The sequence below is a fragment of the Streptomyces sp. NPDC005808 genome, assembly GCF_042871385.1.
GTDB lineage: Bacteria > Actinomycetota > Actinomycetes > Streptomycetales > Streptomycetaceae > Streptomyces.
Map to the genome: position 1 here is coordinate 316,459 of NZ_JBIAIK010000006.1, position 21,292 is coordinate 337,750.

The following is a 21,292-nucleotide window of genomic DNA, read 5'->3' on the forward strand; positions in this document are numbered from 1 at the left end:
GCCGTCACAGCTGCGGGCCCCCGTTCTCCGTACCGGTCACGACCGGCAGGTCAGAGGGAAGACCCCACTCGCTCCAGGAACCGTCGTACACGGACAGCTCGCGGTACCCGGCCAGTTCGGCCCCCAGTGCCAGGACGCAGGCGGTGACGCCCGACCCGCAGCTGAAGACCATCCTCTCCCGATCGCCGGCGAGGGCGGAGAAGGCGGCACGCAGCTCAGTCACAGGGAGCATCCGGCCGTCGTGCTGGATCTCGCCGAAGGGGAGGTTCGCCGCCCCGGGCATATGGCCGCCGCGCAGCCCCGGACGGGGCTCGGCGGCCGCGCCGGAGAACCGATCCCGGGAGCGGGCGTCGAAGACCGCCGAGGCCGGATCGGCCAGGGCGGCCGTCACCTCGCCGCTGCCGACAAGCAGCCCGGGGCGGGGCCGCGCGGTGAAGTCACCGCACCGCGCCGCGGGCACAGGCCCGCCGTCCTCCAGCGGCAGCCCGTCCGCGGCCCAGGCGGGCAGGCCGCCGTCGAGCACGGCGGCCCGGTCGAAGCCCATCGCCCGCAGCATCCACCACGCGCGGGCGCTGGAGTAGATACCGACACCGTCATAGACGATGACGGTGTCGGTGTCGTCGATGCCCAGGGAGCGCATCTCCTCGGTGAAGGCGTTGGAGCCGGGCATCGTGTGGGGCAGCGCGCCGGAATGATCGGACAGCGCCCCGTCGATGTCAAAGGACCGCGCCCCCGGGATCCGCTGTTTCGCGTCACGATGCGCGCCCACCGAGGCGTCGACGATCACCAGCCCCGGCTCGCCCAGCCGGGGCGCAAGCCAGCCGGTTCCTACCAGCGGACCCGGGAGCGGGCCGGAGGTGGGTCGCGTGCTCACAGTGTGCCTCCTGTCCCGGACTCGGTGGGACGCCACATGGTCCGTTCGGAGAACCAGGCCGCCACCTTGTCCATATTCGCGGCCACATCGTCCTCCGTTTCCCCGTCGACGACATAACCGGCCAGGTAAAGGCCCGACTTGACACCCCCGTGGAACTCCTGGCCGGCCGCTCCGGTGAACGACACCTCCCGGACGCAGTCGGGTTCCCCGCCCGAGGGCAGGTGCTCCAGCACGCCGTTCGACGGAGGGATGTTCAGGCACCCGGTGGGCCGGTAAGCGAGGGTGCCGAGGGTCGAGGGCAGACCGCACTCGGCGTACAGCCACTCCTTGTCCAAGTCGATCCCGAAGGAGTGCCTGACCATGGCGCTGATCATGCCGCCGCCGGTGCGGCTCGCGATCTCGCAGAACACCACCCGGTCGTCCGGGGTGATCCAAAATTCCGCGTGGAAGGCGGTGTGCGCCGGGGTGGGCAGCTTCGCGAGCACCGCCTCCGCCGCCTTGACCAGGCGGCCGTACGTCGGATCCTGCGGTGCCAGCGGGAGGCAGCCCACCCAGTCGTTGGCGCGGAACGACAAGCAGTCATTGACGTAGCGGAAGGGGTGTACGAACACCACCTCGCCGCCCACGATCAGCCCGTCGACGTGGTACATCTGCCCCGGAACGAACGTTTCGATCTGGCTGGTCCCGCGCCACGGACGGGCGAGGTAAGCGTCCAGTTCCGTTTCGTTGCGAATGATGTTCGCGCCCAAGGAGCCGGACTCGGACACCGGCTTGATCACCACCGGGTAGCCGTGCTCCGCGATGAACTCCACGGCCGTGTAGGCCGAGTCCAGGAGCCGGTAGGCGGGGATCCCCACCGGGCCGCCGACCAGATGGTCCTTCATGGCCACCTTGTCGCGGAAGGCGAACGCGCTCGCGGTCCGCTGCCCCGGCAGGTCCAACAGGTCCCGCAACTGGGCGGCCCGGATCACATCCGCCTCAGCCCGGGCGAAGACCGCTTCGACCGCATGGGCGCGGGCCAGTCGCAGTGCCGTCTTCTCGACGATCTGGTTCGTGTCGTAGCGGTCGAACGCGTGCACGTGCGGCAGATGGGCGTAACCCGCCGCGTACTCCGTCGTGGTCAGGATGACCGGCTCGATCCCGGAGCCTGCCAGCCAGTGGTCGTAAGGGGTCTTGGCGTACGGTGTCTTGGCGAAGACGAGGACATGTCGCATGGTCGTCTCCTCTCAGCCCGTCGTCTCGACGATAGGCAGCTGGCGCCGCTCCGGCACGCGCGACACCAGGCCCTGCTCCTGTGAGAGCTCCCTGGCGAAGCACCCGTCCTTGTAGACGCCCGAGAGCCGCTTGGCGGTGAAGGCTTCGATCTCCTCGTGGTCGAACTCCAGGGCGTAGCTCACGTTCTGCCCGCCATCAGCGACCATGCGGACGAGGATGCCGAGGTGCGGCTCGAAAGTGTTGACGCAGCCGACGATGTCGCCGATCTTCTCGCGGCGCCCGTCCGCGGACTCCGACAGGACCGTCTCCTGTGTGGGGATGGCGGCGAACAGCTGGCGGCCGGCCCGGCACCAGCCGACATGGCCGGGGAAGCCCATGGCCTTGATGCCGAAGGTGCCGAAGTCCTCGCTGACGCCGAGCTGGAAATCCAGTTTCACGTTCTCGTGCAGCCACTTGAAGTCACGGTATGCCTGCTCGATCTCCTCGTAGCTCAACTGGAGTTCGGGGTGGCGGCCGCCGTGGTCGGAGAAGTTGTTGAACCGGACGGTGTCGACGCCCAGTTTGTTGAAGTAGCGGGCGTAACGCTCCAGGGACTGGCGGCCGTGGTTATGACGGCCGATCGTGACGCCAATGTTGACCCTGAACGCGTCCGAGGGCTCCGCGCCCGTAGGCAAGCCGGCCTGGTAGCGCTCGTTGTAGTGGGCGATCCGGCGCAGCACCTCCTCGGTGTTCGCGCCGCTGAACACGCCCTTGATCGGATAGCCGCCGTCGTCCACAACGGCGAGGTCCTCGTCGATCACACCGTGGTAGGTGATGGAGACCGTGCCGTAACCGTTCTCGCGAGCGAGGTCGAGGAGTTCGATGTAGTTGTCGGCGAGCAGCGGGCGGCCGCTGGTCCAGGCGTCGCCGTTCTCCATCGTCTCGGTGGGCTTATGGTCGGACTCCTGCCGGAATTCGCGGTTGTTGGCCGGACCGTAGAGGCGCATGAACTCGCCGTCGTACGCGAAGCTGTCCACGTAGCGCGGGTAGACATGGTAGCCGTGCGACTGCAGACCCGCCAGGATTAGTGGTCCTTCCTCCATCGCGAACGACTTGTTGTACACCTTCTCGTAGTTGACGAACCAACAGTGTGTACATTTCTGTCCGCACGTATTCTTTCCGACTTTGGTGTCCAGGTCGAGATAGATGTGGATGTCCTCGGGCTTAATGTCCCGGAAGGGCGTGGTGAATGGCGTGTCACCGTGGAAGTCGTAGGAAATGGGCGCGTTTTCGACAGGCATGTTTCTCCCTCATGGTGCATAGACAGCTGAAGGACAGGAAGTACGCATGGAGAAGACTCGCGGCGCGCGATATCCGTGAAGAGAGTCCGGCCTGTGGGCTCAGCGCGCGGGAAGTGTGGTGACAATCGGAAGGGCCGTCAGTTCGGCGACGGCCGTGACGCATTCGGCCGCGCTGGCGGCGGCCAGGGTGGCCACACCGAGCCGGTCCGCCGAGGATCTGAGCGGATGAACCAGGTCTCCGGGCCGCACGGAGATGTCCCATTCCACAATCGATCCGTGGGTCAGGGAGGGCTGCTGCGCGACGGCTGACACCCGGCCGGGCGGTGCCGTGAAGAACACGGTGGCCGCCGCGGCGGCCGTGGCTTCCTCCCGTCGCAGCCCCGCGCCGACCGCCCATCCGACGGCGGCGCGCCGCCAATCGATGCCGGAGGTAAGCCGCACCAGATCGGCGATGCCGTCCCCGCCGAGACGGTTGTGGGTCTCGATCACGGTGATCTTGTCGCCAACGACCTTGACCTCGGTATGGCTCGGACCGTCCGTGAGGCCGAGGGCGTCGAGAAGCTCCCCGACCGCCCGTTCCACCAGCTGTTGTCGGCGGGCGTCCAGGGACGGCGGCGGCATCATGTGGCTGACCTCGACGAACCCGCCCGTCGTCCCCTTCTCAGCGATGCCCACGAAGGTGTGCCGCCCGCCCGTGGACAGCGCCTCGACGCTGAACTCCAGTCCGCCGACGAACTGTTCGAGCAGCGTGGCGGCGGTCCTGCGGTCCTGCGGGAGATCCACGAGACTGTCCAAGAGCGCCACTGCAGTGCTGCCAGAGCCGTCCACCGGCTTGGCCACCACCGGCGCGTGCTCGGCGAACAGCCGCGCCACGGCGTCCGAGTCGTCGCCCGGCGCGAAGGCCGGATTCAGATGGGGTGCCTTCCGCTCGAGGACGCGCCGCATTGCCAGTTTGTCGCGGGTGACCCTGACGACCTCCCGGGCCACGCCCTTGACACCGAGGCTCTCCGCCGCGGCCGCCGCCGGTTCAAGGCCAGACTCGGTGAGCGAGACGACGGCTGTGGGCGATAACGGCCTGAGCACCTCGTCGACGAAGGCGAGGAATGCAGAGCCTTCCCTGAAGTCGACGGTCAACACCGTCCGGTGTTTGGCAGTGTCCCGACCAAAGGCTGGGGCGCCGGGCAGCTGCACGTGGATCACATCACCGGGCAGCTTCGCCGCCGCCTGCGCCACCGTCGGATTGGCCCCGACGACCACGAGGGTCACGACGCCGTCTCCCGAGCTTGCGCACAACGACACATTTGCGTACTACGGCACATCTGCGGCCCCCCGCTTTTTATAGTTCCAGGAACACACAGGCAACAGCTTCGCCCTGGGCGACCATCCATTTCCCGTAGCGCTCCGCCGATAAGCTCGCAGTGGCACTCGCCTGCTGTCAACAGAATTAAGGAAAATGTGAGGTTGCTCAAAGAAGCCTCTCCTGATACGCGCGCGGCGCTAACGGCGTGGTGTACGACTGAGGTTGAGTTGTGTTGGCCTGGCGGGTTGGCTGGAGGGCGGTTACCGCTCGGCGGCGCGGTCGGAGACGAGTCCGGCGATGGCCAGGTGGGTCTGGTCGTAGTACTCGCGGCGGCCGAGGTATCGCTGGAGGGGCCGCCACTGCTTGTGCTCGGCGTTGGCGTGCTCGACGCAGATCCGCTCGGAGGACTGCTTCTTGCGGGCCTCCTCCCAACCGGTGATCTCCTCGGCCGAAGCGTCCTTGGCGGGCTTCTTCGGCGGAGCGGTGACCTGGTCGGGAAACCGTTTGGCCAGGCCCCGGTATCCGGCATCGACCTTGGCCTTGACCTGCGGGTACTGCTCGAAGAGAGCCTCGATCCCCTCGGTCTTGACCGCCGTCTGGTCGTGCATCCGGCCGGGCCGGATCGCGCCGGTCCACAAGGTACGGCCCTGCCCGTCGGTGACGACGGTGGCCTTCTTGGTGTTCTGCCGTATCTTGCCGGACACGAACGCCCGCCGCCCGGGCCCGCCCGCCTTCGGACGCCGCACCCGCACCTCGGTTCCGTCCAGGCGCAGCTCCACCCCCTTCGCGCTGGCGTAGGCGAAGACATCGGCCAAGGTGTGCAGGCGCAGTCCCGCCTCGCCGGGGACCGCGAAGCCACGGGCTGCCAGGAGTGGGCGGATCTCGTGGACGGCCCGGGTGACGGTGGAGCGGTCCACGCCGTAGAAAACGGCGAGTGCGGCGTGCGGAAGCTGGAACCGCAGGATCACCAGGGTCGCGATCACCCGGTCGGTGAAGACCAGTTGATGAGCTCTTTCATGCGATGTGCGTTTTGGTGAGGCCGGATTTCCATGATAATCGGGCCGCAACCCCGGCTAGAGCCGGCTAGAGCGGTTCTGCTCGATGCTGATCCGGTCCCAGTCGAACATCCCGGGCGGCTTGCCGGAGGCGTCGATGATCACGCCGGAGAAGAGGAATCGCAGGACCGCGTTCCTGCGCTCGTCTGTCATGTCATCGGCGTACCAGGCGGTTCGGGCGCCGGGTCCGGTGAGGCCTTCGAGGAGCTTCATGGGCCTTACGACCAGGCGACGTTGGGCTTTGGAGATGCGGTCTGTGATCTCCTCACCTGGGGTTGTCGTCGCCTCGCGTGGCCCTTGTGAACGCATGGACCGATTGCATGAACACGGATCGAGCTCGGCCACCTTCCGGCAGCCCGGAGCACTCGCGGTCATCGCCGCTCAGGTCGACTCGATGAGCGGCGGCAGAGTCGAACTCGGCCTGGGCGCGGGCTGGTTCGCCCTGGACCACAGCGCGTACGGCATTCCGTTCCCGCCGCCCGCCGAGCGCTTCGAGCGGATGGAGGAACAGTTCCAGGTGATCACCGGCCTGTGGGCCACGCCGCCCGGCAAGCAGTTCTCGTACGAGGGCCGGCACTACCGTCTGACCGACTCGCCCGCCCTGCCGAAGCCGGTACAGCAGCCCCGTATGCCGCTGATCGTGGGCGGTCGGGGCCCCCGCCGCACACCGGCCCTCGCCGCCCGCTACGCCGACGAGTTCAACCTGCCGTTCACCTCCCCCGCGCAGAGCGCCGAGCTGTACGCCGGGGCGCGCGCCGCCAGAACAGCCGCCGGCGGCCCTCCACTGATCCTCTCGGTGTGCCTCGGCATCGCCTCCGGCCGCACCGAGGCGGAGACCGACGCCCGCCTCGCCGTCCTGCACGAGCCGTCCCGCCTTCCCCCGGAGGAGCCCCTGCACGGCTCCCCCGCGAGGATCGTGGCCCTGCTCGGCGAGTACGCCGACCTCGGCGCATCCCGCGTGTACGTCCGCCTGCGCGACCTCTCCGACCTCGACCACCTGGAACTGCTGGCCACCGAGATCGCGCCGCAGCTGCGGGACAAACGGAGTTAGCATCCGTTTATGACGACTGACAACTCTGTCCTCGATGTCGAGATCGATTCCCTGCAGGGCGGTTCCGCGGACCTCGGCCAGTACCGGGACAAGGCCGTGCTCATCGTGAACGTGGCTTCCAAGTGCGGACTGACCCCGCAGTACGCGGGACTTGAGCGGCTGCAGGAACGGTACGCCGCGCAGGGGTTCACCGTGCTCGGGGTGCCCTGCAACCAGTTCATGGGGCAGGAGCCCGGGACCTCCGAGGAGATCGCCGAGTTCTGCTCGGCGACGTACGGCGTGACCTTCCCGCTGACCGAGAAGGTCGACGTGAACGGGGACGGGCGGCACGGGCTCTACGCGCGGCTGGTGGAGACCGAGGACGCCGAGGGGCACAGCGGTGACGTCCGCTGGAACTTCGAGAAGTTCCTGATCGGGCGCGACGGTTCGGTGGTGGCACGCTTCTCGCCGCAGACCGAGCCGGAGTCGGCGGAGGTCGTGGCGGCGGTGGAGAAGGCGATCGGCTGAATTCCCCGGCACATCGTGCTGACTGAACCCGCACATCGGTGGATTCTCGGCACACCGTGCTGACTGAACCGGCACGTCAGCGGATTCTCGGCACATCGTGCTGACTGAACCGGCACGTCAGCTTCCTGCCCGGCCGGACTTCTGCTCCGGTGATCCGGCGGCGTAGGCACCCGGAAGCGTGAACCACGTACTCCGTCCGAGGAAAACGCTGGGCCCATGGATCGGTGATCATCGAAGCTGCCTGTGTCCGAGCCTTCCGGCTCGGGACCTGGCACTTCGCCTCCCAAGGAGATCGTCCATGAGCGTCCGCCGCTTCCTGCCCACTGTCATCGCCGCCGTGGTTCCCGCCGCCAGTGCCCTGGCGCTCGTCGTCGGCGTTCCGGCAACGGCGGCCGCCAACCCCTGCGGGTTCTACGCGACCGGCAGCGACGCGTTCTACAACCACTGCACGAGCGACGGTTCGCGCGTCGTCATCGAGGTCGAGGTGTTCGGGCCCAACTACGAGAAGTGCGTGGGCCCCGGCAACTCCTGGCTCGGCCGCTCCAGCAAGATCAACGGCGCGTACTACGTCGGGCGCACCTGTTGATCCGGCCCGACACCGATTGACCTTGCCCCTGGGGCAGGAACCATCGTCCTGCCCTGGGGCGGGGACCATCGTCCTGTGTCACCGGGCGGAAGGCGCCCGGTGACGGAGGATGGGCCGCTCGTGGCGACCGGCTCGGGCTGCCGGCCCTGGCTGCCGGCTCCGGCGCACGTCGACGAGGTCAGGGACCTACTTCAGCTCCTCCGGGCACGGGGTTCCGCGCGGGAGTTGGTACGGCGCCGCCAGGCGGTAGGTCCCCGGCGCCGGGGCAAGTAGCTCCGTCCACTTGTCGCCGGTCGCGTTCTCCGGGGCCTGGGTCAGGCAGCCGTTGAGGTTGTCGTACGTCTTCGGGGTGTCGTCGTCGCCCTCGCGGTTCTTGGACGCCTCGGTCTCCTGCGGAGGCTCGAGGCTCTTGCCGTCGGCGTCGACGATGCTCAGCCACGGGGAGTACGGGATCCGGATCAGGACCCGGCCCGCCTTCTTCACCTGCACGGTCATCTCACCCTGTTCGGCCCGTTCCACAACGGCGTTGGGCTCGGCGAGCGGCGCGGGGTCGGTGACGGTGAAGAGCTGCCAGTTGGCGTCGCCCCAGACCTGCTTGAGGTAGGGCATCCCGCGCTGGACGAGCTCGCGTTCGCGCTCACCGCCGTCGCCGTCCGGCTCCCCCTTCGGCAGCACCACGTAGTGGACGGCCCAGCGCTGCAGCCACTCGTGGTAGTTCGCGGAGTTGAGGGTGTCGTCGTAGAAGAGCGGGTTGCGTTCCATGTCGGCCTGGCGGTTCCAGCCGCGGGCGAGGTTGACGTACGGGGCGAGGGCGGAGGCCTCTCGGTGGGAGCGGGAGGGGACGACCTCCACCCGGCCCTTCTCGGCACCGACGACCTGGAGCTCGTTGACCAGCGGGGCGAGCTCACGTGCCCAGGACGCCGCCGGTGTCGTATGTACGACGTCGTCCACCGTCTTGAAGCCGATCCACCCGGTGAATCCGACGAAGGCCAGGACGATGGCGTACCACCTGCGTGAGCGCGGCATCGTGAACGGCAGGGCCGCCAGCAGCACGACACCCGCGAACAGCATCGACAGGCGCGTGATGTTGGAGCCGATCTGGGAGCTGATCAGCCAGACGAGGAGTACGGAGAGGCCGTACACCGCCGCCGTGATCCGTACCGTCTTCCACTCCTTGGGGACCAGGAGGAAGACGACCACGGCCGACAGGAACGGCAGCGAGGCCGAACCGATGGCCATCGGCTGGGTGCCGGAGAAGGGGAACAGCCAGGCCGAGAGGGCCACCACGACAGCCGGCGCGATACCGAGGGCGTACGCGCCCGGGCGGCGTTTCTGGAGGAAGAGAGCCACCGCGACCAGGCCGACGAACAGGCCGGCCACCGGCGACGAGGCGGTGGCGAGCGCGGCGAGCGGCGCCGCGCACAGGGCCTTCGCCCAGCGTTTGTAGCGCCAGCGGTAGGGCCAGCAGAAGACGACGGCGACCGCGGCGAGCCCGAACAGCATGCCCAGGCCGTACGTCACCCGGCCCGAGGCGGCGTTGCAGAGCAGCGCGAACACGCCCGCGAGTGCCGGCCACAGCGGCTGCCGTACCGCCCGGCTGCGGATGAGTATCAGCGTCAGCAGGCTCGCCGAGAGCGTCCCCGCGATCATCATCGTCGTACGGACGCCGAGCACCGACATCAGATACGGCGACACCACGCTGTACGACACCGGGTGCATCCCGCCGTACCAGGCGAGGTTGTACGCCGAGTCCGGATGCTGCCCCACGAACTCCGCCCACGCGTCCTGCGCCGCCAGGTCCCCGCCACTGTTCGCGAACGTGAAGAACCAGACGACGTGGAGCACGCCGGCGACGGCGGTGGCGACGATGATGGGATGGCGGAGGAGACGGGTCAGCAGGGGTACTCGGGGCACTCGGGGCACTCGGGGCACTCGGGGCACTCGGGGCGAAGACGTCTTGTCGTGCGCAGGGAGTTCGGTGTCCTGCGCGCGGGGTTCGCCGGCCTGCGGACCGGGTTCGGGGGCTTCCGGACGGGGCTCGGCGTTCAGGGTGCGGGACGTGCCGTTCTGCGTGCGGAACTCGTCATTGCGCGGACGGGGTTCGCCGTTCCGCGAGCCGGCGGTCAGCGGTATTCGCGGGCCTGATCCTGGGCTGCCCGGATCGGCGTCATCGGCGTGTGTCGGCTCCGCTGTCGCCACTGCAAGGCACTCCCGTGTCCCGTTTTCCGTTCTCGGCCGGGACCGGCGGCCCGCGACCAGGCCGCCTAGCGACGCTAGCACGCACCCCGCCGGTGAGCGCCCGGGTGGGGCGTCATCGGCGGGGTGCGGGGTGTTCGGAGGGCGTTCACGGGATGTTCGCCGCACCCTCCGGCGTACGCCCGTTCAGCCGACGCGAGTCAGCTTGGCCCATGTCGCCCGACGCGCGTCAGCTTCGCGCATGTCAGCCCACGCGAGTCAGCTCGGCCCATGTCAGCCCACGCGGGTCAGCTTCGCGCCGAAGCCCGGTTCGGCGAGGTCCGACTGGAGCGCGACGGGAATCGCCACGGCGTGGTCGGAACCGTCACCGACCGTCAGCTCACCGACGACCGTGCCCGCCTTGCCGGAGTGCGGAACCGTATCGCCACCGGCGGTGCCGATCGCGAGCTTCGTCTTCAGACCGGGCCAGCCGACCGCCGTCATGTCCTTGGTGGCGACGACGGGGGTCTGGCCGCCGAGTTGGTCGTCCACGTAGCCGACGACGTCACCCTTCTTCACCACCGTCGCCGACGTCAGGCTCTGTTGGACCTTGTCGATGAGCTTCTGGCTGTTGGTGAGGGCCAACTGGAGGCTGTCCCAGACCTTGCCCGTGCCCGCGTTCTGGCCGAGGACCGCGCCGTAGACCGTCTGCGTCTTGCCGTTCACCGTCTTTGTCGCGGCCCACACCAGGTTGCCGCCCGCCGGGGTCGACGAACCCGTCTTGAGACCGGTCACGCCGACCTGCTTCACCAGCAGGTCATTGTTGTTGTAGATGGTGCCGTCGAGCCCGGGGATCGTCGCGCTGGCCATCCCGACGATGTCGGCGAACACGGGGTTCTGCATGACCTCCTTGGCCAGCTTGAGCTGGTCGGTGGCGGTGCTCACCGTCGTCTTCTCCAGACCGCTCGGGTCCGTGTACGTCGTGTTCGTCATGCCGAGCTTCTTGGCGGCGTCGTTCATCTTGCCGACGAAGGCCTTGCTGTCGGAGTCCCAACGGGCCAGCAGCCGCGCCGCGTTGTTGCCCGACGGGATCATCAGCAGCTGGAGCATCTGCCGCTCCGTGAACTGCTGCCCCTTCGTCATGGCCGCCGTCGACTCGTCCACGTTCTTCGACTCGTCCTCGGCCTGCTGGTCGACGGTGATCTTCTCGCCGCCCTCGTTCCCCTTCAGCGGGTGGTCCTGAAGGATCACGTACGCCGTCATGATCTTCGCGACGCTCGCGATGGGCGCGGCCGTCTGCTTGCCGTCCGTACCGAGACTGCCGACGCCCTCGACCTCGATCGCCGACTGGCCCTGACCCGGCCAGGGCAGGTCGAGAGTGCCGCCCTCGAACGTGTAGGTCGCGTCGGCGGTGAGCGTGAGGGCTGTCGCCGGGAGCGGCCGTACGGCCTGTACGACTGCAAAGACCACCGCGAGCAGGAGGACCAGCGGGGTCCAGATCTTGACCCGCCGGACGATCGTCCGCACCGGGGTCTGCGCGGGCGGCGGCGTGTTCGTCAGCTCGGCCAGCAGGTCCAGCGGCGGCTTGGGCGGCAGGGGCTGCTGGGTGGTGCGGTCGGGGCCGGCCTGGGGACGTTCGGGGCCCGCCTGAGGACGCCCGGGGCCGACCTGCGGGAGGGCGGCGGTGCCACCGGGGGCGCCGGGAGCGGGCTTCGGCCACACCGGAGCAGGCGAGTCGAGGGGCTTGAGGGCGACGAACTTGCTGGTGCGTTCGGCGGGGGCCTCGGGGTTGGCCCTGTCGGTGGGCGCGGGCCCGCGCCTGTCGGTGGGCTCGGGGGTGGGCTTGTCGGTGGGCTCGGGGGTGGGCTTGTCGCTCGGCTCGGGCCTGGGCTTGGGCTTGTCAGTGGGCCGCTTGGTGTCGCCTAGCTTGAGCATGGTGGTGGGCTGGTCCACGGCCGGGAGGCGCGGAGCTTTGAAGACGGCGGTGGGCTGGTCCACCCGGGGATCCTCGGAGGGTGCCTTCGGGGAGCCGTTCGGGCTGGACACCGCGTTGTCGCCCGTGTCATCGCCCGCCTCGTCGTCCGCGGCCCCGCCAGGGGCTTCGTCGGAGGTGCGCACGGGGGCTTTCGGGTCGGCGTCCGCGTCGCGCGCGGACGCGTCCTCGGCGGCGGACGGCTGGGCGTCGGCCTCAGAGGCGGGCTCCGCGCTCGCGTCACGCCCGGAGGCACTCAACGTCTCGGGAGCCTCAGCGGACGACGAGACGTCCGCCTCGGGCTCGGCGTCAGCAGGCTCGCCGCCAGCAGGCCCAGCACCGGCGCCAGGCCCCGCCTCGCCAACCGTTCCGGAGCCTTCCGCACTCCCGGCAGCGGAAGCCGCAGAGGACCGCTCTGCGTGCGCCTCAGGCTGGGCACTGGTGCTGTCGCCGTCATTGGTGGCAGGCCCACGGACGGCGGGCCCATGGACGGCAGACCCATGGACGGCAGGCCCCACGTCGGCAGCCTTGTCGCCTCCGGACGCGCCCGAGGGCGCTCTCTCAGCGTCGGCGGCAGCCTGCGGCCCGTCGGCGGTCGCGGACCCGGGAGCGCCCTCCGTCACGGCGTCAACCGCACTCGCGGACCCGGACCCGGACCCGGACTCCGACTCCGACTCGGCAGCGCTCTCCGTCGCGGCATCCACCGCACTCGCGGCCCTGTCGGCGTCGTCCGTCGCGGCGCCCGCCTCGGGCAGGGCTGCGCTTTCCCGCTCCCCGGCGGCGTCCGACGTAGCGCCAAGCACGGCGGTGTCACTCGCGGAGGTGTCACTCGCAGAGGTGTCACTCGCGGAAGAGCCACCGCCGGCCGGGTCAGGCACCTCCGCGTCCTCATCGGCGGTCGCCACCCAGGCGGCGACGGCCGCCCGAAGACGCCCGTCCTCGGGGACACCGCCCTCGGCCCCCTCCGATCCGGGGCCGGCCTCACCGGACCGCCCCGAGCCCGACGAACCGTCGGAGCCCACACCAGCCGACCCGGCCGGCCCACCGTCGGCGACAGCCACCCCGTCCGCCCCGTCCCCGTCCCTCAGTGCCCGCGTCGTGAACACCGCCGTGGCCTGATCCACCCGCACCGTGGCGGCCCTTTCGCGGGCCATCGCCATGCGCGGGTCGACCGGGGCCGAAGCCGACACCGGCCCCGCCCCCCGCGTCGGACCCGGAACCGCGGCCGCAGTCCCCGACGTCGGTTCTCCCGACGACGTCGTTGCCGACGACTCGTGCTGCTTCGACCTGTCGGGGGACTCGCCCGCCACCGATGCCTCCTCCTGCGGCGCACACCCGCAGTGCGCCCATCCGAACCGTGAAAACCCGTGAAACCCGCGAAAACCCTTGATCTGCCGCCCGGACACCGCTGTCCGAACCATGTACCAGTGTCCTGTGTGGGGGCTTGTCCTCCGTGGTGGACGAGAACGACATACCTACCGGTTCCACTACGAACCGGTCACGCCCTCTCGACAGATGAATGTGAGAGGGGTCACCCTGTCATTCATCCACGCGGGGAGGCATGGATGGGCAGGAGCCGCAGATCAATTCCGGAAGAGCTTCTACTGCTGGCGCTGGACCCGACCACGGGTACCACCGCACAGCCGCAGTCGCTCGACCTCGGTCTGGCCGGAGCACAGCTAGTGGAGCTGGCGCTGGCCGGACGGATAGCCCCGGACGGGGATCGTATCGCCGTGGTCGTACCACGGCCGACTGGAGATCCAACACTGGACTGTGCGTTGGAACTGCTTCGCCGACGCGGAGCACCCGTACGCGCAGTGAACTGGATTGGCGGACCCCGACTGGGGCTGCGCCAGACCTATCTCTCGCATCTGGAGAGGTGCGGCATGGTTCATGCCGTGGCCGGCCAGATGTGCGGGGTGCTGCCGACGACTCGCTACCAAGCGACGGACACGGCGATCAGCCGGGAGATCAAGGCCCGGCTGGACAGCGCGATCCGTACCGGCGTTCCGCCGGACCCACGGACCGCGGCGCTCGCCGCACTGGCCCACGCGGTCGGACTCGGCAAGCACCTGTATCCGGGTAATGAGGGACGCTCGTCCCGCTCCCGGCTACGGGATCTGATCAGGCACGACCCCATGGGCGGCCTCGTGGCACACGCGGTCATGGACGTCCAGAACGGTGTGGCCGCACAGCCACGCCGGAGCCCGGCACCGGCAGGCCGTTCGGCCGGCGCCGGAGTCAGGTCCGCACCGGAACCCGCCCGCGGTGTTCCGATGCAACCGCGCCACAGTTCAATGGCGCGCGCCGTGGCCCACTGAGCCGCAGTACCACGGCACAGCAACACAACAGCGTGACCGCATGACCGCATGACCGCATGAAACGTACGACCGCAGGAACCGTACGACCGCAACACCAGCGCCGCACCGCAGTCCCCAGGAACCGGTCCGGGAGCCGCTGGCGCGCGGGGCGATGAGACCGTACGTCCGGACGACGACACGGACTCACCGCCCCGCGCGGCCACATTTTCAAGCACGTTCAAGCATGGGCGGGCACGTTCACACACGGGCTCGCGCGCTCGTACACGCGCGGATAGCTCGCACACGCGCGCATACCGGCCAGATCCCCGAACTGGCGGCTACCCAGCGCATATCCACGGTTTCCCAGCGGTAGAAAGCACCTTGGTGGCAGTCTGCTCAAAAGCAGATACGCAAAGTAGATGTTCGCAGCCGGAGGTGCACGTCCCGTGGCGTCAAGTGTCAATCCCACCGTCCGGCGGCGCCGGCTGGGCCAGGAGCTGCGCCGGCTCCGTGAGCTCAAGGGCATGACGGCCGAAGAGGTCGCCGAGCGACTGCTGGTCTCCCAGTCGAAGATCAGCCGCCTGGAGAACGGGCGGCGCAGCATCAGCCAGCGCGACGTCCGTGACCTCTGCGGGGTCTACGAAGTGGAGGACGTCCGTATCGTCGACTCGCTGATGCAGATGGCCAAGGACTCACGCCAGCAGGGCTGGTGGCACTCCTTCGGCGACATCCCGTACAGCGTCTACATCGGCCTGGAGACGGACGCCGCGAGCCTGCGTGTGTACGACCCCCAGGTCGTCCCCGGCCTGTTGCAGACCCGCCCGTACGCGGAGGCCCTGATCGCCGGCGCGCTGCCGGAGACCGCCACCGGCGAGATCGACAAGCGTGTCCAGGTGCGACTGCGCCGACAGGAACGTATCTCCGCCCCGGAGAACCCGCTCCGCCTGTGGACCGTCCTCGACGAGGCCGCCCTGCGCCGTGTCGTCGGCAACCGCTCCCTGATGCGTGAGCAGTTGGAACACCTCGTCGAGCAGTCGCAGCTCCCGCATGTCACCGTCCAGGTGATCCCGTTCGAGATGGGCGCGCATCCGGGACTGAACGGGCAGTACGCGATCCTGGAGTTCCCCGACGCGGCGGACTCGAGCGTCGTCTACATCGAGGGAGTCACCAGCGACCTGTATCTGGAGAAGGCGAACGACGTCCAGAAATACAGCGTGATGTACGAGCATCTGCGGGCCCAGGCCCTGAATGTGGAGCAGTCGCGGCAGTTCATCGCGGACATCGCGAAAGACTACGCACGCTGAGGCTCGTGAGGCTCACAGGGGCACCCTCGTCGCGAAGGTGCCGGACTCTACACCTTCGTCACAGCTGAGCGGAAGCTCCATTGGAATATGCCACCCGGTCGAGTGAACACTTCATTCGCCTGCCGATGTTGGCGAGTAGCGTCGATCACGCCATCAAGCAACAACGTTGGCGCAAACCGCACAGCGCGTTCCAGAAGGAACCCGTTGTGCGGTGACAGCAACTCAACAACTGGCTGACCGGAGTGAACATGGCAATCCAGCAGGGCACGCTGAACACTTGGACCAAGTCGTCGTATTCCACTGGCAACGGCGCATGTGTCGAGGTCAAGTCTCCCGTTCTCGCGGCAATGGCGGTACGGGACTCCAAGGTCCCTCAGGGCCCCACGCTGGCGTTTCCCGCGAGTTCGTGGAACGCCTTCGTGACAGAGGTGAGCCGGGGTACCTCCGACCTCGCCTGATGCACAGATTCCACCCATCGCCCACCACCACAACTGCACCGAACAACCGCATACGCACCACCGACAGAGCCCTCTCGACTGGCCCGCCGTCCTAGCCGAGGGGGCTCGGCTTTCTCCCCGGAGACTCGCCACCACCGTCCGCGGCCCCACCGCCCCACTCCACGGTCTCCACGAACTCCACGAACTCCACGGACTCCACGAACTCCACGAACTCCACGGTCTTCTACCTGAGCCGGTCCACGTACTTGTCCGTCCCTGGCACCGTCGGGATGAACGGCGCCACCAACTCCACCTTCCCCAGGCCCACTTCTGTAACCGCCGCGTCCGTCCCGGCGAAGTACCCCTCCCAGCAGTCCCGGGGATCCGCCTCCAGGAACCACAGCAGTGTCAGCCGCGTATCCACCCCCTCGACCTGCTTGACGTACGTCATCCGGTCACCGGGGAGCGGGGTCGGGCGGAAGACCGTGACCAGCGCGGACGGCGACCCCGCGAGCCGTTTCGGGAGGTGCCGGAAGCGCAGCCACTCCAGCAACTCGGCGCGTTGCTCAGGGGATTCGGCGTCGACGACCTGCAACACCAGGCCCGCGTACGGGTGGTCCAGGGCGTGGAAGTCGCGGGGCCCCGCGGCTCCGTCCCGGTAGACCGTGACCTCGTGGTCCTGGAAGGCCGTGAACACGTGGGTACGGTCCTGGTAGACGCGTCCGTCACGGTTGAGCCGTTTGTTGATACCGACGGTCCACTTCATGTGGTCGTCGTAGCGGCCGTCGGTGACCCAGTACGTGGAGAGGTAGCAGCCGGCGGTGACGGGCTTGGCGACCGCCGACTTCTCGGGGTGCCGCAGGAGTTGGAGGTCACGGGTGGCGACCCAGCGGCGGCCCGCGTACATCCAGGGCATCGCCATCGCGCCGGCGTAGTAGTGGTCGTCCTCGTACCAGCGGTTGTAGGCGTACTCGTGGCCCGGATGCGGTTCGACCATGGTGATCAGGGCGTGGCCCGGGTGGACGCCGTACGGACCGACGGCGGCCAGCTCCCCGTACACCTCGCTACGGGTGTCCTCACCACGGCTCTCCTCACCGCGGATCTCCTCACCGCGACTCTCCTCAGCACGGGTCTCCTCGCTCACGTCGCTCCCCTTCCTTCCTCCCTTGGACGCCCATACTCTGACGCCCCGTCAGGAAATGTGCCATAGCCGGGGAGGCGTCCGATGTCAGCACTGCTCGCGGGCAGGACCATCGTCGTGTCGGGGGTCGGACCCGGGCTGGGTCACCAGGTCGCGGCGGCCGTGGTGCGGGACGGGGGCAACGCAGTGCTCGGGGCGCGCACGGAAGCGAATCTCGCCAAGTGCACGGCCGAACTCGATCCGGACGGCGCGCACTCCGCGTACCGGGCGACGGACATCACGGACGAGGGGCAGTGCGAGGACCTGGCCGCGCTGGCGGTGGAGCGGTTCGGGCGGATCGACGGCGTCGTCCATGTGGCCGCCTGGGACAGCTACTTCGGCGGTCTGGAGGACGCCGACTTCGCCACCTGGCAGTCGATCATCGATGTGAACCTGCTGGGGACGCTGCGGATGACCCGCGCCTGCCTCCCCGCACTGAAGGCGGGCGGCGGCTCGGTCGTCGTCATCGGGACCCAGTCGGCGGTGGCCGCGCCCTCGCAGGTGTGGCAGGCGGCGTACGCGGCCTCCAAGGGGGCGCTGACGAGCGCGATGTACTCACTGGCCCGGGAGCTCGGCCCGCACCGGATTCGGGTCAACACGGTGCTGCCGGGCTGGATGTGGGGGCCACCCGTCCAGGCGTACGTCCAGTTCACCGCGCACACCGAGGGCGTACCGGAGTCGGAGGTGCTGGCGCGGCTCACCGAGCGGATGGCGCTGCCCGAGCTGGCCACGGACGCGGACGTCGCGGACGCCGTGGTGTTCCTGGCATCGGACCGCGCTCGGGCGATCACCGGGCAGTCGCTGCTGGTGAACGCGGGCGAATTGATGCGTTAGCAGCCTATGTGACATCCCCTGGTTGTTCATTCATGTGAACCGAGGTCAGCAACGAGAACATTTTTACTCCCTCTTGACCCTACGAGCTGTTGTCGCCGCCATGCCACCGAACTCACGATGAGCGGGCACTTCGCGGCTTCTTCGGGCTGCACTGGCGAAGTGCCGCGCGTGTCATCGCAGTTCACAAGGCGGACCCTGGGAGGGGGCATATGAACAGTCTCGACTGGGCCGTGCTCATCGGCTACTTCGGTGTGATGGTCGCGATCGGAGTCTGGTCCCACAAGCGGGTGGACGACGTCAGCGACTTCTTCACGGCCGGAGGAAAGATGCCGTGGTGGCTGTCCGGCATCTCGCACCACATGTCCGGCTACAGCGCGGTGATGTTCACCGGGTACGCGGCGATCGCCTACACCTACGGCGTTACGTCGTACGTCACCTGGTCCTTCCCCATCGCCATCGGCATCGCGATCGGCGCGAAGCTCTTCGCCCCGCGGCTCAACCGGGTTCGCTCACGGCTGCACGTGTCCTCGCCGCTGGAGTACCTGAAGAACCGGTATAACCTGCCCACCCAGCAGGCCCTCGCCTGGTCCGGTGTGCTGCTGAAGATCGTGGACGTCGGCGCCAAGTGGGCCGCGATCGCGACCCTGCTGTCCGTGTTCACCGGCGTCTCGCTGAACATGGGCATCCTCATCACCGGCGCGGTGACGGCCGTCTACTGCACGGTCGGCGGGCTCTGGGCCGACGCGCTCACCGAACTCGGCCAGTTCGTCATCCAGTTCATCGCCGGTATCGCGATGCTCGCCGCGGTCCTGTCCGAACTGGGCGGCTTCAGCCAGTTGTGGAACGTGTGGGACGCGCCCGCTCTGGAGGGCCACACCAAGCCGCTGGCCGGCCCGTACATGATGGTCTTCCTGATCGCCTATCTCTTCATCAAGACCTTCGAGTACAACGGCGGCATGTGGAACCAGGCCCAGCGCTACATGGCCACCGACTCCGCGAAGTCCGCCACGCGCTCGGGCGTCCTGTCCGCCTCGCTCTGGCTCGTCTGGCCGCTGGTGCTGTTCTTCCCCATGTGGGTCGCGCCGCTGATCATCAAGACGGACGTGCCGGCCGACTCGTACGCGCTGATGGCCGAGAAACTGCTGCCGCACGGCCTGTTGGGGCTGGTCATCGTCGGCTTCTTCTCCCACACGATGGCGATGTGCTCCTCGGACGCCAACGCGATCTCCGCCGTCGTCACGCGTGACATCATGCCCGCCGTCTCGCAGAAGGCACGCGAGTGGGACACCCGGGCCGGGCTGCTGGCAGCGCGCCTGACCACACTGCTCTTCCTCGGTCTGTCGATGTCCATCGCGACGCAGGTCAACTCCGCCTTCTTCGGCGACATCATCACGGTGGTCATCAAGTGGGTCGCCGGGCTGATGGGCCCGATCGCCATCCCGCTGATGCTGGGTCTGCTGCCCTGGTTCCGCAAGAGCGGTCCCACCGCCGCCCTGATCAGCTGGGGCGTCGGCCTGCTCACCTTCTGGCTGGTCAACTACCCGATCAGCTGGAACGTCGACGGCGGCGTACCGCTGCAGTACCAGGTGTCGATCCCGCTCGCGGTCTCCCTCGTCCTCTACATCCTCGTCGGATACATCAAGCCGGAGGACACCCCGGAACGGGACGAGCTCATCGCGAAGATCAACAGCGACGACGGGGGCTCGGGTTCGGCAGCGGCGGCGATCCCGACGCAGGCGGACGCGGGCACCGCCAGCCCGTCCGGCGCCGGTCTCTAGCCCGTCCGGCGCTTGAGGGCGAGGCCGCGCCATCCGCATTTCTCAGCCCGTCCGGCGCTTGAGGACGAGGCCGCGCCATCCGCATTTCTCAGCCCGTCCGGCGCTTGAGGACGAGGCCGCGCCATCCGCATTCCTCAGCCCGTCCGGCGCTTGAGGACGAGGCCGTTCAGGCCGAAGCGGGGGAAGCTGGGGGCGGCAGCCCCCAGGGGTAAGGGACGGGCAGGGGCGGAGGGGGCGAAACCCTCTCCGCCCTCACGCCCGTTCACGCCCGCTCACGCCCGCTCACGCCCGCGGATACCGGATGAGCCACCCGGGGGACGACCCCCCGGGCCCGTGCAACGCAGGCCCCTGCGTCATCTCCATCGCGAAGTCGTCCGCCAGGACGAGCATCGTGGGACGGCCCTCCAGCTCGGCCAGCCAGGCCGGCGGGAGGGCCGTTTCGCCGTGCAGCGCCCCCAGCAGCCCCCCGGTGAGCGCACCCGCCGCCCCCGAGGCCCCACCATGGTTCACCGCGAGGCACAACCCGTGCCGGATGTCCTCGCCGACCAGGGCGCAGTACACGGCGACGGACAGCAGCCCCTCCGCCCTGCCGTCCCCGGCGAGCTCCTCCACCCGGGACGGCGTGGCCAGACCCTGCCGTACGGCGCCCAGCGCGTGCTGGAGGGCCTCCGTGACGGGCTGGTGCCCCGGGCGCGCGGCCAGCATCCCCAGGGCGCGCTGCACGGCCCCGTCGAGGCTCTCGCCGCGAGCCAGCCCGTGCACGATGACGGCGTATGCGCCCGCAGACAGGTACGCGGTCACGTGCCCGTGGGTCTGCGCGGCGCACTCGACGGCGAGCTGCATCACGAGCTGCGGTTCCCAGCCGACGAGGAGCCCGAACGGCGCGGATCGTGCGGCGGCCTCGGGTCCGGCCTCCCCCGGGTTCTTGGGGGCGTCCGGTGTGCCCATGGTGTCGTCGCCGAAGCCGAGCAGGCAGGCGCGGGCGGGGTCGCGGCGGGCGTACAACCACTCCTCGCGGGCCAGCCAGCCGTCGTCCTTGCGGCGCTCGTCGGGGCCCCAGTCGCTCTGGGTCGCGGCCCAGCGGCGGTAGGCCCGGTGGAGGTCGGTGGGCGGGTGCCAGGCGCCGGTGTCACGGCGTACCTGGGCGCGGACCAGCCCGTCGAAGGTGAAGAGCGTGAGCTGGGTGAGGTGCGTGACGGCGCCCCGCCTGCCGTGCCCGAAGGTCAGGTCGGTGAGGCCCTCGGCGCCGTACGACTCCCGGATCTCGTCCAGGCCGAGCCCGTCGAGGGGCGCGCCGAGCGCGTCGCCGACGGCCGTGCCCAGCAAGGTTCCGCGCACCCGGCTACGGAAGTCCTGCTGTTCGGCACGGCCCCAGACGGCACCGGCTGTCGCACCCACCGAGACCTCCCGCCACCGTCCGCACGTCCGACTGCCCAGCACTGTA

At 69.0% G+C, this 21,292-nt stretch carries 19 protein-coding genes; 8 read left to right on the forward strand and 11 right to left on the reverse strand.

The genetic code is table 11. The features are described 5' to 3' along the window. Positions 1 to 4: 4 nt before the first annotated feature. The 6 genes from ACFYPC_RS16320 to ACFYPC_RS16345 all read right to left on the reverse strand — a co-directional run bounded on the left by ACFYPC_RS16320 (position 5) and on the right by ACFYPC_RS16345 (position 6,033). Positions 5 to 874, reverse strand: coding sequence for a sulfurtransferase (locus ACFYPC_RS16320; RefSeq protein ID WP_388675866.1), 870 nt, complete (start codon positions 872 to 874; stop codon positions 5 to 7). Continuing rightward, positions 871 to 2,088, reverse strand: a complete 1,218-nt coding sequence (locus ACFYPC_RS16325; RefSeq protein WP_388675869.1) for an acetyl-CoA carboxylase biotin carboxylase subunit family protein — start codon at positions 2,086 to 2,088, stop codon at positions 871 to 873. The genes ACFYPC_RS16320 and ACFYPC_RS16325 overlap by 4 nt, the downstream gene beginning before the upstream one ends. 12 nt (positions 2,089 to 2,100) lie before the next feature. Continuing rightward, positions 2,101 to 3,369, reverse strand: coding sequence for a radical SAM protein (locus tag ACFYPC_RS16330; protein ID WP_388675871.1), 1,269 nt, complete (start codon positions 3,367 to 3,369; stop codon positions 2,101 to 2,103). Between the two features lie 99 nt (positions 3,370 to 3,468). After that, on the reverse strand, positions 3,469 to 4,635 hold the full coding sequence (locus ACFYPC_RS16335; protein ID WP_388675874.1) for an ATP-grasp domain-containing protein: 1,167 nt from the start codon (positions 4,633 to 4,635) through the stop codon (positions 3,469 to 3,471). Between the two features lie 294 nt (positions 4,636 to 4,929). Next, positions 4,930 to 5,736 (reverse strand): transposase family protein, encoded by an 807-nt coding sequence (locus ACFYPC_RS16340; RefSeq protein WP_388675877.1) that lies wholly within the window; start codon positions 5,734 to 5,736, stop codon positions 4,930 to 4,932. A 6-nt stretch (positions 5,737 to 5,742) separates the two neighbouring features. Then, positions 5,743 to 6,033 carry a hypothetical protein gene (locus ACFYPC_RS16345; RefSeq protein ID WP_388675879.1) on the reverse strand — a complete coding sequence of 97 codons (291 nt, stop codon included), beginning with the start codon at positions 6,031 to 6,033 and terminating at the stop codon, positions 5,743 to 5,745. On the opposite strand from ACFYPC_RS16345, the gene ACFYPC_RS16350 reads away from it, so the two are divergent. The 3 genes from ACFYPC_RS16350 (at position 6,032) to ACFYPC_RS16360 (ending at position 7,868) form a co-directional block, all read left to right on the forward strand. Continuing rightward, entirely contained in the window at positions 6,032 to 6,775 is a 744-nt protein-coding gene (locus ACFYPC_RS16350; RefSeq protein ID WP_388675881.1) for an LLM class flavin-dependent oxidoreductase, read from the forward strand. The genes ACFYPC_RS16345 and ACFYPC_RS16350 overlap by 2 nt on opposite strands. A gap of 9 nt (positions 6,776 to 6,784) precedes the next feature. Continuing rightward, positions 6,785 to 7,282: a glutathione peroxidase gene (locus tag ACFYPC_RS16355; RefSeq protein WP_388675883.1), complete on the forward strand. Its 498-nt coding sequence runs from the start codon at positions 6,785 to 6,787 to the stop codon at positions 7,280 to 7,282. Positions 7,283 to 7,580: 298 nt separating this feature from the next. Further along, the gene (locus tag ACFYPC_RS16360; RefSeq protein ID WP_388675884.1) at positions 7,581 to 7,868 is read left to right on the forward strand and encodes a DUF6355 family natural product biosynthesis protein; all 288 of its coding nucleotides are present in this window, start codon (positions 7,581 to 7,583) and stop codon (positions 7,866 to 7,868) included. 186 nt (positions 7,869 to 8,054) lie between these two features. On the opposite strand, the gene ACFYPC_RS16365 is transcribed toward ACFYPC_RS16360, so the two are convergent. Both ACFYPC_RS16365 and ACFYPC_RS16370 read right to left on the reverse strand, forming a co-directional pair. Further along, complete coding sequence (locus ACFYPC_RS16365; protein ID WP_388675886.1) at positions 8,055 to 10,067, reverse strand: MFS transporter; 2,013 nt, start codon at positions 10,065 to 10,067, stop codon at positions 8,055 to 8,057. Positions 10,068 to 10,337: 270 nt separating this feature from the next. After that, positions 10,338 to 13,205 (reverse strand): serine hydrolase, encoded by a 2,868-nt coding sequence (locus ACFYPC_RS16370; RefSeq protein WP_388675888.1) that lies wholly within the window; start codon positions 13,203 to 13,205, stop codon positions 10,338 to 10,340. Positions 13,206 to 13,580: 375 nt separating this feature from the next. Between ACFYPC_RS16370 and ACFYPC_RS16375 the strand changes: the two genes are divergently transcribed. From ACFYPC_RS16375 to ACFYPC_RS16385, 3 genes are all read left to right on the forward strand, one after another. Beyond that, positions 13,581 to 14,336, forward strand: a complete 756-nt coding sequence (locus ACFYPC_RS16375) for a GPP34 family phosphoprotein (RefSeq protein WP_388675890.1) — start codon at positions 13,581 to 13,583, stop codon at positions 14,334 to 14,336. Positions 14,337 to 14,761: 425 nt separating this feature from the next. Further along, positions 14,762 to 15,619 carry a helix-turn-helix domain-containing protein gene (locus ACFYPC_RS16380; RefSeq protein ID WP_385733527.1) on the forward strand — a complete coding sequence of 286 codons (858 nt, stop codon included), beginning with the start codon at positions 14,762 to 14,764 and terminating at the stop codon, positions 15,617 to 15,619. Between the two features lie 248 nt (positions 15,620 to 15,867). Continuing rightward, entirely contained in the window at positions 15,868 to 16,077 is a 210-nt protein-coding gene (locus ACFYPC_RS16385) for a DUF397 domain-containing protein (protein ID WP_388675892.1), read from the forward strand. 91 nt (positions 16,078 to 16,168) lie between these two features. On the opposite strand, the gene ACFYPC_RS16390 is transcribed toward ACFYPC_RS16385, so the two are convergent. Together ACFYPC_RS16390 and ACFYPC_RS16395 are read right to left on the reverse strand one after the other, a co-directional pair. After that, complete coding sequence (locus tag ACFYPC_RS16390) at positions 16,169 to 16,294, reverse strand: hypothetical protein (protein ID WP_388675893.1); 126 nt, start codon at positions 16,292 to 16,294, stop codon at positions 16,169 to 16,171. 6 nt (positions 16,295 to 16,300) lie between these two features. Beyond that, on the reverse strand, positions 16,301 to 17,158 hold the full coding sequence (locus ACFYPC_RS16395; protein WP_388676241.1) for a hypothetical protein: 858 nt from the start codon (positions 17,156 to 17,158) through the stop codon (positions 16,301 to 16,303). Positions 17,159 to 17,281: 123 nt separating this feature from the next. Between ACFYPC_RS16395 and ACFYPC_RS16400 the strand changes: the two genes are divergently transcribed. Both ACFYPC_RS16400 and ACFYPC_RS16405 read left to right on the forward strand, forming a co-directional pair. Continuing rightward, the gene (locus ACFYPC_RS16400) at positions 17,282 to 18,070 is read left to right on the forward strand and encodes an SDR family oxidoreductase (RefSeq protein WP_388675895.1); all 789 of its coding nucleotides are present in this window, start codon (positions 17,282 to 17,284) and stop codon (positions 18,068 to 18,070) included. Between the two features lie 209 nt (positions 18,071 to 18,279). Next, positions 18,280 to 19,848 carry a sodium:solute symporter family protein gene (locus ACFYPC_RS16405; protein WP_388675897.1) on the forward strand — a complete coding sequence of 523 codons (1,569 nt, stop codon included), beginning with the start codon at positions 18,280 to 18,282 and terminating at the stop codon, positions 19,846 to 19,848. A gap of 282 nt (positions 19,849 to 20,130) precedes the next feature. On the opposite strand, the gene ACFYPC_RS16410 is transcribed toward ACFYPC_RS16405, so the two are convergent. Beyond that, positions 20,131 to 21,246: an ADP-ribosylglycohydrolase family protein gene (locus ACFYPC_RS16410; RefSeq protein ID WP_388675899.1), complete on the reverse strand. Its 1,116-nt coding sequence runs from the start codon at positions 21,244 to 21,246 to the stop codon at positions 20,131 to 20,133. Positions 21,247 to 21,292 lie beyond the last annotated feature (46 nt).